Below are 11,801 nucleotides of genomic sequence, written 5' to 3'. Positions count from 1 at the left end.
GGCTGGACAGCGCGGAGCCAGAAGCGGATATGCGTCGGCGATCGATCTCCTTGCCGGCCTCAGTCGGCGAACAGGGCCTCGACGTCGGGGAGGCGCTGGAACCGCGAGAACGTTCCTCGCTCGGCGATCTCTCGGGCGGCCGACAGCGCTCCGTCCCACGCGGTCCGGGCGAGCGTGCCCCCCACGCTGATGCGGCGGACCCCGAGCTGCGCGGCCTCGGCGACCGTGGTGAACGGGGAGTTGATCAGGAGGTTCACCGGCTTCGGTGCGACCGCGGCCACGATGGCGGACACGTGCTCCAGGTTGTCGATCCGTGGAGCGTAGAGGCAGTCAGCGCCGGCGTCCGCGTAGGCACGGAGCCGTCTGATCGTCTCGTCGATGTCGGGACGGCCGCAGACGAACCCCTCGGAGCGGCCGGTCAGGACGATGCCCGTGCCGCTCTCGTCGATCGCTCGGCGTGCCGCGGCCACTCGCTCCACGGCCAGGTCGAAGGCGAAGAGCGGTTCGGCCTCGTCCCCGGAGGAGTCCTCGATCGAGAGGCCGGCGATCCCGGTCTGCGCGGCCAGCGTCACGTTCGCCGCGACGTCGACGGGATCCACTGCGTAGCCGTTGGTGAAGTCCGCGTTGACCGGCACCGAGACTGCGCCCGCGATCAGCCGGAGGTGCTCGAGCGTCTGGTCGCGGGTGACCTGGGCGTCCGGGAGGCCGAGCGACCAGGCCAGGCCGGCACTCGTCGTGGCCAGCGCCGGGAACCCCATCCCTTCCAGGACCCGCGCGCTCCCGACGTCCCACGGGTTCGGCATCACGAAGCACCCCGCACGGTGCAACCGATGGAACTCGGCGACCCGATCCTCGACCATGTCCGCACCACACCCCGTCAGCGAGCCACGTCCTCGCACTCTATGCCGATCGGGTGGACCTGTGGGCGGTCCGCCGAGGGGGACGAACGGCCCTGGTGGACACCCCTCTGGAGGCCCACAGTGCTGACAAGCCGGAGACCCCGGCGCCACCAGGAAACCGGAGAGAGTGGAGACCCCACATGGATCCAGAGCTGTTCCTCATCGACTACCACGCCAGGGACCGGGAGCTCGCCGTCGAAGCCGAGCACCGACTGGCGTGCGCCGCGCGTCCGCAGAGCGCACGCCCGATGCCCCACCTGTGGCTCCTGCGTCGTCTGCTGGTTGCAGCGACGCACTGAGCACCCCCAAGAACCCGGTCCGCGGCCGGGACTGACGCGACCGCGGACCGGAGGAGCCTCAGCCCTCGGTGCCGGTGATGCCGATGTAGACCGCCGCGTTCCCGCGCGGGTTCAGCAGCACGACCGGGGCGATGCACCGCTGCGGCAGGGTGACGGTGGCGCGGATCTTGGCGTCGCCCGTGGCGGAGAACGGTACGACGGCCGTCGTCGCGACCACGGCGCCGTTGCACGCGACGCTCGCCGAGACCTGCGTGACCGGGTTCGCGCCGGTCGAGGTCAGGACGAGGCCCTTGGCCCGGACGTCGAGCCGACCGTCGTGGCGGAGGCGGACCTCGCCGTCGCGAATCACCCAGTCGGCGCCGCCGGGTGCCGCCTGGAACAGAACGGGGTCGGTCGTCAGGCTGCCAGCCAGCTCGGCGCTCAGGATGGTCTTCCCACCACCGTCGTGCCCACCGCCGTGCCCGCCACCGGCGAACGCCGCCGGGGCTCCGACCAGTCCAGCGGTCAGCACGACCACCGCGGCCACCGCTGCGCGTCTCAGGATCGTCTTCATCGTCAATCCTCTCTCCGCGAGCCCACAACGGGCCCGACAGTGGTGAGACGAGAAGCGGAGGCGTCGGGTTCACCGGAGGGCTCGGACGACGCGGTAGGCACTGGCAACCGTTGCGCCCGGGGCGAACCGAGGCATACCGGGCCTGCGGCTGTCGCTGTAGACGCCGTGGATGACGAGCCCCTGGACGCCTACTCGCACACGGTCATGGCCGTCGCGGAGGCGGTGCTGCCCAGCGTCGCCAGCTTGAGCGTCCGGACCGGACGCGGGACCGGTGCCGGCAGCGCGAGCGTCATCACCGCCGACGGCTACCTGCTGACCAGCGCGCACGTCGTGGCGGGCGCCACGCTCGCCACGGCGGCGTTCAGCAACGGCACCACCCTGCCGGCCGACGTGGTCGGGCGAGACCCGCTCTCCGACCTCGCCGTGCTGCTCGCCCGCGGCGACGTTCCCGCCCCGGTCACCCTCGGCGACGCAGCCCAGCTGCGGGTCGGCCAGCTCGTCGTCGCGCTGGGGAACCCGCTGGGTCTGGCGGGCAGCGTCACCGCCGGCATCGTCTCCGCGCTCGGCCGGTCGCTCCCCACGGCGTCGGGCCGGGTGGTCGACGAGGTCGTGCAGACCGACGCTGCCCTGAACCCCGGCAACAGCGGCGGTGTCCTGGCGGACAGCGCCGGTCGGATGGTCGGGGTGAACACCGCGCTGGCGGGCATCGGGGTCGGCCTGGCGGTGCCGATCAACACCACCACCCGGGAGATCATCACCGCGCTGATGACGACGGGCCGGGTCCGTCGGGCGTGGCTGGGCATCGTCGGCGCCCAGGTCCCGCTGCCTCCGCACCTGGTCGACCGGATCGGGTCCCCGACCGGGTTGCAGATCGCCGGGGTCTCCCCCGGCAGTCCTGCCGCCCTGGCCGACCTGCACCGGGGCGACATCGTGGTCGAGCTCGACGGCAGCCGCGTCGTCACGGCGACCGCCGTGCAGAAGCTCATGGTCGAGGACGCCATCGACCGCCGCATCGAGATCACCGTGTGGCGCAACGGAGCGCTCGTCGACGTGATCGTGTTCCCCCGCGAGCTCGTCACCTAGCCGGCTACCCGCGCGCGGCGTCGGCCGCTGCTCGTCGCAGGGCGGCGACGGCGTCGACGGGATTGGCCCAGGGGAGCCTCGTGACGTCGTCCACGCATCAGCATCGGTCGTTCCACGGCGAGCGTGTCAGCTCGTGTCGAGAGCACGATCGGTCACATGGGACGTTCGACCCTGGACGGCGCACCTCGGGAGCGATGGGCTCATACCCGGACCAACATGCTGCACGACGAGGAGGTCTGGGCTCATGATCGGCACATCGACGTGCTCCGAGCTCCTGTCAACCCGTGGCGCCTCGGTGGCGACGCGGTACGACCGTCTGCTGTGCGCCCGCATCGACGTGCGCACCGAGGACGGTCTGCACGCCGCCCAGGCCGGAGCCAGGCTCGTGCGCCAGGCCGTCGTCGCCGCGCGGGCACAGGGACTGCGGACCGCCGAGCTGACGCTCGACGTCGGCGCACCCGTCACCGGTGCAGTGCTGGAGCAGCTGCGCAACCTCGTCGACGACGTCGCCGACGTCCACGTGCGACGTGCCGGGGGGACCGTCCTCGTCGAGGTCGAGCTCACGCCGCTCCTGGGTCGGCAGCGCACCCAGCCGTCGCCTCGCCTCGGCGCCGCCTAGGTCAGGACCGTCGGGTGCAGCGGACGGTCCACGCATGCCGCGAGCCGGGCGATCCCGTCGTCGAGCGCGTCCGCCGCCGGACGCTCGGCCCCCGGGAACACGGTCACCGTGAGCGCGTCGTCACGCACCGTCCAGGTCCCGACGACGACGCCAGCCGCCACCACGAGGTTCGCCCCGCGGCTGACCACGGACCGCTGACCCGGTGGCACGACCTGCGGGTCCGCGGTCCCTGGACCCAGCACCCACTGGTCGTAGGCGGGCAGCAGGCGGACGGCGCTCGTCGGCTCGGTCCTGGCGAGCTCGTCGACGTCCTCGCGCAGCACGAGGGCCGGGGCGCCGTCCACGACGACGGGGGCGAGTCGCTGCCCGAGCTCCTCGACCCAGCGCTGGAGGCGTCGGCGCCCCGCGCTCAACCCCTCGCCGAACCAGTACTGCAGGTGCTGCGGGGTGGTCGGACCGTACGCCTGCACGTACTCCACGATCGCGCGGGGACCGGCGTCGGCGAGGTCTGGGATCCCGGCCCAGCGGGGGTTGCGCGTGAGGAGCTCGAAGGTCGGCGTCCCGTCACGGGAGGGGCCGAAGGTCAGGTCGCCCTGCCAGGCGAGCGCCTTGAGCAGGGTCCACGGCTCGTTCGCGAAGATCGGCCGGAGGTGCTCGAACCGGGGTCGGGTCGCGAGGGAGGCGCCGAGCTCGTCGGTCGTCAGAGGGCCGTCGTCCAGGGCGTCCCGGACGGCAGCGCGGAAGTCCGGCCAGTCCTCGGGCGCCAGGCGGTAGTACGTCTGCCAGCTCGGCAGCTCCCACTGCCGGCCGGCCGCACGGAGCGCGAGATACGTGCCACCCTCCTCGGGCGTCAGGAGGTGGACTGCGCCGCGGAACGCGAACGTCCGCAGGAGCCGACCGTCACGCAGGGCCTCGTGCACCTCGCCCGACCGGGAGCTCTGCCGCCGCGTCCTCACCGCGAGCTCCACGTCCGACTGCGCAGGGACGGCGGTCAGCCGTCGCACGACGTCCTCGGCGGACATGTCGCCGACGGGGTCCAACAGCTGCCGGCCCATCCGCCACGCGAGCGCCTGCGCTCGGGTCACCTGCACCGGGCCGGTCATGTGGACACCCCTCTCACGAGGTGCTCATCATGCTCGACGTCTGCCGACCGCAGAAGCGGTGGCGCCGCGACCGCACCGGGCGCGAGGCTCGACCCATGACCACGGGGACGGGCTTCAGCGGCGAGGTCGTCGAGTACTACGCGCGGTACCGACGCGGGTACCCGGACGCGGTCGTCGGCCGGATCGTCGATGCGTTCGGGCTCACGCAGGACGACGTCGCGCTCGACCTCGGGTGCGGCACGGGGCAGCTGACGTCCGTGCTCGCCCGACGGGTCGGCACGGTGGTCGGCATGGACCCGGAGCCCGACATGCTCGCTTCCGCGGCTGCCGCGGACCGGACCGACCGGGTGGCCTGGGTGCTCGGCTCGGACCGCGACGTGCCCACCGTCGGCCGGGCACTGCGACCGCTGGGCGCGCTCACGGTGGCCGTCGCGATCCACTGGATGGACCGCGCCGCGCTGTTCCGCGCGGCTCGGCCCCTGCTGCGCCTGGGCGGTGGGATCGCCGTGATCACCAACGGCGCGCCCCTGTGGTTGCAGGATGCCGACTGGTCGCGCGAGGTCGGGGACTTCCTGCGCGACTGGACGGGTCGCCCCGGTGCGACGTGCCAGACCGACGACGCCGGTCGTCGCCTCACCCACGACGCCCTGGAGGACGCCGGGTACGACGTCACCGAGACCACCGTCGAGTACACCGCACCGCTGAGCGTCGACGCGGTCGTCGGCGGGGTGCTCTCCGCGATGCCCCTGCCGCCGGAGCCCGAGCGCGGCAGGTTCGCCGCCGAGCTCGGACGACGGCTGGATCCCTACGGAGCCCTCACCGAGCACGTCTGCGTGACCCTGCAGCTGGGGATCCCCCGCCGCTGACCCACCGCACGGCCCGAGCCACGCTGCGAGGATGGGTCCCGTGCCCGCACCGCGTCACGACCCTGCCGAGGAGCACGCCGCATGACGACCGCCGCACCCGACCACCACGCACGCACCACGGTCCTGACCGCACCGTGGTCGTTCCCCGGGGAGGAGGTGCTGCGGGCCGTCGACGGCTCACCCGACGGGTTGACGGGGCGCGAGGCCGACGAGCGGCTCGTGCGGGACGGGCGCAACGAGCTGCCCGAGCCGCCGCAGCCGTCGGCCCTCAAGCGTCTGTTGAGCCAGTACGCCGACGTGCTGATCTACATCCTGATCGCGGCCGCGGTCCTCAAGGCGTTCACGGGCGACTGGGTGGACTTCGCCGTCATCGTCGTGGTGATCGTCGCGACGGGCCTCATCGGGTTCATCCAGGAGGGTCGGGCGGCGTCCGCGCTGGCGGGACTGCGCAAGATGCAGTCGCTGCGCGCGCAGGTCCGGCGCGACGGCACCTGGGGGGTCGTCGACTCGGCGACGCTCGTCGTGGGCGACGTCGTGCGGGTGCGCAGCGGTGACCGGGTGCCGGCCGACGTCCGGCTCCTCGGACCCACGCAGCTGCAGGTCGACGAGTCCGCGCTGACGGGCGAGTCCCTGGCGGCGAGCAAGGCCGACGGCCTGAACGAGCCGGACGCGGGGGTGGGCGACCGGACCTCGATGCTGTTCTCCGGGACGCTCGTGACGTCCGGCACCGGTGAGGGCGTGGTCGTGGCAACGGGGGCGGGCACCGAGATCGGGCGCATCTCGGCGCTCGTGTCCGAGCAGGATGCGATGGACACGCCCCTGGCCCGGCAGCTCTCGCACCTCGGCCGCCAGCTGTCGGTGCTGATCGGCGTGCTCGCCGTCGTCATGCTGCTGGTCGGCCGGTTCGTGCACGGCCTGGGCGTCGACGAGCTCATCTCCGCGGCCATCGGGTTCGCCGTCGCCGCCGTCCCTGAGGGGCTCCCCGCGCTGGTCACGATCACGCTGGCGCTGGGCGTGCAGCAGATGGCCCGGCACCACGCGATCACCCGCAAGATGGCGGCGGTCGAGACGCTCGGCTCGACGACGACGATCTGCTCGGACAAGACGGGGACGCTCACCCAGAACGAGATGACCGCCCGCAGCGTCGTCACCGCGGCGGGCGCCTACTCGGTCGAGGGCACCGGTTACGACCCCGTCGGCCGGGTCACGACCACGGACGGGACGACCGCGGACCTGGCCTCGCACCCCGACCTCGCCGCACTCGTGCTGGCGGTCGGCCTGTGCAACGACGCGCACGTCGAACCGACGGACGAGGGCTGGCGCGTCGTCGGTGCGCCGACGGAGGGCGCCCTGGACGTCCTCGCCGCGAAGGCGGGCCTGGACCGCACGGGCGCCACCCGGGTCGGTGCGGTGCCGTTCGAGTCCGCGCACAAGTTCGCCGCGACCCTGGACGACGTCCCGTCGGGCGCGACGAGTCTGGTCCACGCCGTCGGGGCCCCGGACCGACTGCTCGACCGGTGCGACACCGAGCGGGACGCGGACGGCGGCGTCCGGCCGCTGGACCGGCCCGCCTGGGACCGGCGGATCGACGAGCTCTCCGCGGGCGGCCTGCGTGTGCTCGCCGCGGCGTCCCGCCCCGCCGACGGCGTCGACGCCCTCACCCTCGACGACCTCGACGCCGGGCTCACGTTCCTCGGGGTCGTCGGCATCGTCGACCCGCCGCGACCCGAGGCCACCGCGGCGATCGCCGAGGCGCACGCCGCGGGGATCCGCGTGAAGATGATCACCGGCGACCATCGCGGCACCGCCACGGCGATCGCCCGCGAGCTCGGCATCTCCCCCGACGACGGCCCGGTCCGGGCGCTGACCGGCGCCGAGCTGCAGGCCATGGACGACGACGAGCTGCGTGGGGTGGTGCGCGACGTCGACGTCTACGCCCGGACCTCCCCCGAGCACAAGCTCCGGATCGTGCGCGCCCTGCAGTCCCACGGCGAGGTCGTCGCGATGACCGGCGACGGCGTGAACGACGCGCCGTCGATCACGCGGGCGGACGTGGGCGTCGCGATGGGCATCAAGGGCACGGAGGCCACCAAGGAGGCCGCGGACATCGTCCTGGCCGACGACAACTTCGCGACGATCGAGCGGGCGGTCGAGGAGGGTCGGCGGATCTACGACAACATCCGCAAGGCTGTCGTGTTCCTCCTGCCCACCAACGGTGCGCAGTCGCTCGTGATCCTGGTCGCGGTCCTGGCCGGGCTGGCCCTCCCGCTGTCGCCCGTGCAGATCCTCTGGATCAACCTCGCGACCGCGATCACGCTCTCGCTGACGCTCGCGGGCGAGCCGGCGGAGCCCGGCATCATGCGGCGCAAGCCCCGGTCCCCCACGGAGCAGGTGCTGTCGTCGCGCGCGATCGCGGTGATCCTGATCGCCTCGGTGGTCATCGGTGCAGCAACCCTGGTGGTCTTCATCCTGGAGCGTGACCGCACGGGTGACTATGCCGGCGCGCAGACGTCCGCGGTCATGATGCTGGCGCTCGGCCAGCTCGCGTTCCTGCTGAACTGCCGCCTGCTCAACGGGTCGGCCTTCACCGTGCGGGTGCTCACCGGCAACCGCAGCCTGTGGATCTCCGCCGGCGCCCTGCTCGTCCTGCAGCTCGTGTTCACCTACGCGCCGTTCATGAACGCGTGGTTCGACTCCACCCCCATCGGTCTGTACAGCTGGGGCCTGACGGCCGGGATCGCCGTGGTGGTGTTCGTCGTCATCGAAGCCGCGAAGGCCGTCCTGCGCCGCGCGGGCGACCGCCACGCCGCCTAGCGCTCAGGTCGAGGGGCGCGGGTCGTCGAGCAGCCGCCGGACCGCCGCCCGGGACACGAGCAGCGCCACGACGAGGAGGGTCACCGGCAGGAAGCCGCCCAGGCTCACGGCGTCGCCGAACACGAGGTCGACCAGGGCGAGGACGACGAGCTTGCTTCCCGCGGCGACGACCCAGAGCGCCACGCCTGCGGCGACCTTCCCCCGTCGCGACGTCGCCGCGTGGAACAGGGCGAGGACTCTCCCCTTGAGCCTCAGGACGAGCTCCAGGGCGACCTTGAGCAGGACCGCGGTCAGCAGCGACAGCGTGAAGCTCTCGCTGAGGACGGCAGGGACGTACTCGATGGCGAGGTTGAGGACGACCACGTAGACGAAGACGTCCACGACGTCGGCCGGCCGGGACCGGAGCCAGGTGCGGACCGGTCGCGCGGACGCCGAGGCGACGGGCTCGCGTTCTGCGGTCACGGCACCATCGTGGCGTACGCGGCGGTGCCAGGATGTCCGGATGCGGATCAAGCGGCAGGTGGTGGTGTTCGACGCCGCCGACGTCGAGCAGGAGAGCGCGTTCTGGGCGACGCTGCTCGGGGGCACCGTCCTGGTCGAGGAGAGCTGGCACTCCGTCCTCGTCGACGGTGAGCCGCGGATCGACGTCCAGTCGGCTCCGGACCACGTGCGGCCCGAGTGGCCCGACGGTCAACCGCAGCAGGTGCACCTCGACCTGTACGTGGACGACATCCACGCCGCCCACGAGCACGCCCTGGCCGCAGGAGCGGTCCTGCTCCAGGCGGCGACCGACGTCTCGACCCCCGACGGGTTCCAGGTCTACGCCGACCCGGCGGGACACCCGTTCTGCCTGTGCTGGGGGCCGTGAGCTAGTCGTCGGCCAGCGTGACCGCGGGTCGTGGGCGGGTGTCGACCGTGAGCCGGAAGACGTCCGGCCGGTGGTAGTGCCCGGTGGGGTCGAAGAGCCGACGCGCGGCGCGGACCTGGGCGAGATCGATGTCGGCGGTGAGGATGGTCTCCTCGTGGCGGGCCGGTCCCGCGAGCAGCTCCCCGTTCGGCCCGACGATCACGCTGTTGCCGGGTTCCACCCAGCCGCCGTCACCTTCTTTGACGGTCCATACCTCGTCGCGACGCGGGAAGTCGGCGGGGATCTGGTCGATGTGGGTGCACGGGTTGACGCCGATGACGTAGCAGCGCCCCTCGCGGGCGATGTGGCGCAGGGTCGCGACCCAGCCGTCACCCGTGGCCAGCGTGGGGGCGGCCCAGATGTCGACCCCCTGCGCGTAGAGGTAGAAGCGCGCCAGCGGCATGTAGTTCTCCCAGCACGTCAGCCCGCTGAGCCGCCCGAACGGCGTCTCCACGACGGGCAGCGTCGACCCGTCGCCCATCCCCCAGACCGTGCGCTCCGAGCCGGTCGGCATGAGCTTGCGGTGCTTGGCGAGCAGCCGCCCGTCCGGACCGAGGTAGAGGGTGGTGTTGTAGATCGTCGAACCGTGCGGCTCTCGCTCCTCGACGTTGACCACCACGTGCACGCCGGCCTCCGCGGCGGCGGCGCCCAGCGCCGCGGTCTCCGGGCCGGGCACGACGACCGCCTGGTCGAGGAGCAGCGCGAACCACTCCTCGTCGCCGTCCCAGATGGGCCGGGAGTCCATCCAGATGGGGGTGCCCGGGATGAAGACCTCCGGGAAGACCACGAGGTGGGCGCCGTCGGCGGCGGCCTTCTCGATCAGTCCGACCGCCTTCTCGACACACCCCTGACGGTCCATGAGCACGGGTGCGGCTTGGACCGCCGCCACGCGGGTGAGAGTCATGCGCGGGTCTCCTCCCTACAGGCTGATCGTGGCGAGGACCGGCCGGTGGTCCGACCCCGGCTCTCCGCGGCGGTCGTTCGGGTCGTCGGTGATCGACGGGACCGGTCCGGCACCGTCGGTCGTGACCGCGCCGTCGGCGACGAGGCCGACGAGCGCGTGGCTGACGAGGATGTGGTCGATCAGCTCCTTGCGGCCGCGGTACTCACGCGTGAAGCGCTGCTCCTCGGGGATCCGGGCGGCCAGGTTCCAGAGCCGCTGGCGGTCGCCGGCGTCCGGTCGCGCGAACCCGCCGGTGCCGATCTCCGAGCCGGTGGGTCCGAGCAGGATCTGCGTCGTCGCCGCCTCCGGCCCGTCGTTGAGGTCGCCGAGCACCACGACCGCGGCGCTGCCGACGAGCGCGCCGAGCCTGCGGGACGCGGCCGCCCGGACGGTGACCGACTCGGACGACCGCCGGTTCAGGGCGTAGGCGCCGAACCGTGCGCGCTCACCCTCGTCGTCCGTCGAGAACCGCCCCCCGGGAAACGTCAGGAGCTTCGACTTCAGGTGGCATGCGATCAGGTCGATGCGCCGGCCACCGACGTTCACCCGCACCTGGAGCGCGGGGCGCCCCATCGTCGAGCTGGACACCGGGGTGTCGTCGACCTGGACCGGGCGCAGGCCGGCCGGGAACGCGGCCCACTGGCGCACGGCGGTCAGGGGCAGCCGGGACAGGAACCCGACCCGGATGCCCCGCCGGTCGGGCGCGGCCGTCGCCTGGTGCCAGGTCCCGCCCACGCGCTCGCCGAGGTCGGTCAGGGCAGCGACGTCACCGACCTCCTGCACCGCCAGGACGTCGGGATCCATCGTCGCGACGACGTCCGCGAGCGACGTGATCTTCGCCTGGTACGCGGCGCCGGTCTCGGGTCCGGCGTCGTCGCCAGGGAGGAAGAGGTTCTCCAGGTTCCACGTGCAGATCCGCACCATGGTGACCACCCCATCGAGTCCCCTCTGGTCTACTCCCCCGTGCGGCGCCCGACAAGGCTCGGCGCGGCACGCGCGGCCAGCGTCACAGGGTCGAGGGTGCAGTCGAGGACGGTCCCGGGCTCGTCCGCGTCGAGCGGCTCGAGCGTCGCCAGCTGCGTGTCGAGCAGGGACACCGGCATGAAGTGACCCGCACGGTCTCGCATCCGGGCGGCCAGCTGATCGCGGGTCCCGACGAGGTGCACGAACCGCAGGCCGGGCACGACCTCCCGGAGCAGGTCGCGGTAGGCGCGGCGCAGCGCGGAGCACGCGACCACCGCCCCGCCCGGCGGCGCGGCGAGCGCTCGGCCGACGGACCCGAGCCACGGCCACAGGTCGGAGTCGTCGAGCGGTGTGCCGCGGGCCATCTTGGCCAGGTTCTCCTCACGCTCGTCCTGTTCAGGCTCGACGAGTCCGTCTTCTCCCGGGAGCTCGCACCGTTGGCCGGCTTCTACCCGTCGGTGTACGTCGGGGCGCCCTGGTGGTTCCTCGACGCCCCCGACGCGATCCGGCGCTGGCGGTCCTCCGTCTCCGAGACCGCGGGCATGTCCCGGACCAGCGGGTTCATCGACGACACCCGGGCGCTCTGCTCGATCCCGGCCCGCCACGACATGGCGCGACGGCTCGACGCCGGCTACCTCGCCGGCCTCGTGGCCGACCACCGGCTCGAGGAGGACGAGGCGGCCGAGGCCGTGGTCGACCTGGTGCGCGGACGGCCGACGGAGGTGTTCGGGCTCTAGGTGGTCGCCCAGCGG

General features: G+C 72.9%; 13 protein-coding genes and 1 pseudogene. 7 read left to right on the top strand and 7 right to left on the bottom strand.

Going from position 1 to position 11,801, the window contains the following annotated elements; all coding sequences use genetic code 11:
- Positions 1 to 59: 59 nt before the first annotated feature.
- On the bottom strand, positions 60 to 860 hold the full coding sequence (locus tag CTE05_RS03245; RefSeq protein ID WP_146844671.1) for an isocitrate lyase/PEP mutase family protein: 801 nt from the start codon (positions 858 to 860) through the stop codon (positions 60 to 62).
- 179 nt (positions 861 to 1,039) lie between these two features.
- Here CTE05_RS03245 and CTE05_RS20135 point away from each other — a divergent pair, with 179 nt between their 5' ends.
- Positions 1,040 to 1,198, top strand: a complete 159-nt coding sequence (locus CTE05_RS20135) for a hypothetical protein (protein ID WP_186814719.1) — start codon at positions 1,040 to 1,042, stop codon at positions 1,196 to 1,198.
- Positions 1,199 to 1,256: 58 nt separating this feature from the next.
- Here CTE05_RS20135 and CTE05_RS03240 read toward each other — a convergent pair whose 3' ends face one another.
- A complete protein-coding gene (locus CTE05_RS03240) occupies positions 1,257 to 1,751 on the bottom strand; it encodes a hypothetical protein (RefSeq protein WP_146844670.1) in 495 nt (164 codons plus the stop codon).
- 204 nt (positions 1,752 to 1,955) lie between these two features.
- On the opposite strand from CTE05_RS03240, the gene CTE05_RS03235 reads away from it, so the two are divergent.
- Both CTE05_RS03235 and CTE05_RS03230 read left to right on the top strand, forming a co-directional pair.
- Positions 1,956 to 2,834, top strand: coding sequence for a S1C family serine protease (locus CTE05_RS03235; RefSeq protein ID WP_146844800.1), 879 nt, complete (start codon positions 1,956 to 1,958; stop codon positions 2,832 to 2,834).
- A 244-nt stretch (positions 2,835 to 3,078) separates the two neighbouring features.
- Positions 3,079 to 3,453 (top strand): hypothetical protein, encoded by a 375-nt coding sequence (locus CTE05_RS03230; protein ID WP_146844669.1) that lies wholly within the window; start codon positions 3,079 to 3,081, stop codon positions 3,451 to 3,453.
- On the opposite strand, the gene CTE05_RS03225 is transcribed toward CTE05_RS03230, so the two are convergent.
- Positions 3,450 to 4,556, bottom strand: coding sequence for a DNA glycosylase AlkZ-like family protein (locus CTE05_RS03225; protein WP_146844668.1), 1,107 nt, complete (start codon positions 4,554 to 4,556; stop codon positions 3,450 to 3,452). The genes CTE05_RS03230 and CTE05_RS03225 overlap by 4 nt on opposite strands.
- A 95-nt stretch (positions 4,557 to 4,651) precedes the next feature.
- Between CTE05_RS03225 and CTE05_RS03220 the strand changes: the two genes are divergently transcribed.
- Positions 4,652 to 5,422, top strand: coding sequence for a class I SAM-dependent methyltransferase (locus CTE05_RS03220; RefSeq protein WP_146844667.1), 771 nt, complete (start codon positions 4,652 to 4,654; stop codon positions 5,420 to 5,422).
- Between the two features lie 81 nt (positions 5,423 to 5,503).
- Complete coding sequence (locus CTE05_RS03215) at positions 5,504 to 8,236, top strand: cation-translocating P-type ATPase (protein ID WP_146844666.1); 2,733 nt, start codon at positions 5,504 to 5,506, stop codon at positions 8,234 to 8,236.
- A gap of 3 nt (positions 8,237 to 8,239) precedes the next feature.
- Here CTE05_RS03215 and CTE05_RS03210 read toward each other — a convergent pair whose 3' ends face one another.
- A complete protein-coding gene (locus CTE05_RS03210) occupies positions 8,240 to 8,698 on the bottom strand; it encodes a hypothetical protein (protein WP_246123227.1) in 459 nt (152 codons plus the stop codon).
- Between the two features lie 40 nt (positions 8,699 to 8,738).
- Here CTE05_RS03210 and CTE05_RS03205 point away from each other — a divergent pair, with 40 nt between their 5' ends.
- The gene (locus tag CTE05_RS03205; RefSeq protein WP_146844665.1) at positions 8,739 to 9,104 is read left to right on the top strand and encodes a VOC family protein; all 366 of its coding nucleotides are present in this window, start codon (positions 8,739 to 8,741) and stop codon (positions 9,102 to 9,104) included.
- A gap of 1 nt (position 9,105) precedes the next feature.
- On the opposite strand, the gene CTE05_RS03200 is transcribed toward CTE05_RS03205, so the two are convergent.
- The 3 genes from CTE05_RS03200 to CTE05_RS03190 are packed head-to-tail and all read right to left on the bottom strand — an operon-like array spanning position 9,106 to position 11,414.
- Complete coding sequence (locus CTE05_RS03200) at positions 9,106 to 10,047, bottom strand: carbon-nitrogen hydrolase family protein (RefSeq protein WP_146844664.1); 942 nt, start codon at positions 10,045 to 10,047, stop codon at positions 9,106 to 9,108.
- Positions 10,048 to 10,062: 15 nt separating this feature from the next.
- Positions 10,063 to 11,010: an endonuclease/exonuclease/phosphatase family protein gene (locus CTE05_RS03195; protein ID WP_146844663.1), complete on the bottom strand. Its 948-nt coding sequence runs from the start codon at positions 11,008 to 11,010 to the stop codon at positions 10,063 to 10,065.
- Between the two features lie 29 nt (positions 11,011 to 11,039).
- Positions 11,040 to 11,414: a gluconokinase gene (locus tag CTE05_RS03190; RefSeq protein WP_146844662.1), complete on the bottom strand. Its 375-nt coding sequence runs from the start codon at positions 11,412 to 11,414 to the stop codon at positions 11,040 to 11,042.
- 21 nt (positions 11,415 to 11,435) lie between these two features.
- Between CTE05_RS03190 and CTE05_RS03185 the strand changes: the two are divergent.
- Positions 11,436 to 11,786 (top strand): annotated as a pseudogene (locus CTE05_RS03185) (glucuronate isomerase); the annotation flags it as partial.
- Between the last annotated feature and the right edge of the window lie 15 nt (positions 11,787 to 11,801).

Origin of the sequence: Cellulomonas terrae, assembly GCF_007990265.1 — a bacterium.
In the GTDB taxonomy this organism is placed as follows: domain Bacteria; phylum Actinomycetota; class Actinomycetes; order Actinomycetales; family Cellulomonadaceae; genus Cellulomonas; species Cellulomonas terrae.
Note: the sequence above shows the minus strand (reverse complement) of the source record. Positions and strands in the feature narration are given on the sequence as shown.

Bases quoted from the DNA above. Each gene is read 5' to 3' on its own strand.
- CTE05_RS03190 (WP_146844662.1), bottom strand. From the start codon at position 11,414: ATGGCCCGCGGCACACCGCTCGACGACTCCGACCTGTGGCCGTGGCTC.
- CTE05_RS03230 (WP_146844669.1), top strand. From the start codon at position 3,079: ATGATCGGCACATCGACGTGCTCCGAGCTCCTGTCAACCCGTGGCGCC.
- CTE05_RS03215 (WP_146844666.1), top strand. From the start codon at position 5,504: ATGACGACCGCCGCACCCGACCACCACGCACGCACCACGGTCCTGACC.
- CTE05_RS03220 (WP_146844667.1), top strand. From the start codon at position 4,652: ATGACCACGGGGACGGGCTTCAGCGGCGAGGTCGTCGAGTACTACGCG.
- CTE05_RS03205 (WP_146844665.1), top strand. From the start codon at position 8,739: ATGCGGATCAAGCGGCAGGTGGTGGTGTTCGACGCCGCCGACGTCGAG.
- CTE05_RS20135 (WP_186814719.1), top strand. From the start codon at position 1,040: ATGGATCCAGAGCTGTTCCTCATCGACTACCACGCCAGGGACCGGGAG.
- CTE05_RS03200 (WP_146844664.1), bottom strand. From the start codon at position 10,047: ATGACTCTCACCCGCGTGGCGGCGGTCCAAGCCGCACCCGTGCTCATG.
- CTE05_RS03240 (WP_146844670.1), bottom strand. From the start codon at position 1,751: ATGAAGACGATCCTGAGACGCGCAGCGGTGGCCGCGGTGGTCGTGCTG.
- CTE05_RS03225 (WP_146844668.1), bottom strand. From the start codon at position 4,556: ATGACCGGCCCGGTGCAGGTGACCCGAGCGCAGGCGCTCGCGTGGCGG.
- CTE05_RS03245 (WP_146844671.1), bottom strand. From the start codon at position 860: ATGGTCGAGGATCGGGTCGCCGAGTTCCATCGGTTGCACCGTGCGGGG.
- CTE05_RS03235 (WP_146844800.1), top strand. From the start codon at position 1,956: ATGGCCGTCGCGGAGGCGGTGCTGCCCAGCGTCGCCAGCTTGAGCGTC.
- CTE05_RS03195 (WP_146844663.1), bottom strand. From the start codon at position 11,010: ATGGTGCGGATCTGCACGTGGAACCTGGAGAACCTCTTCCTCCCTGGC.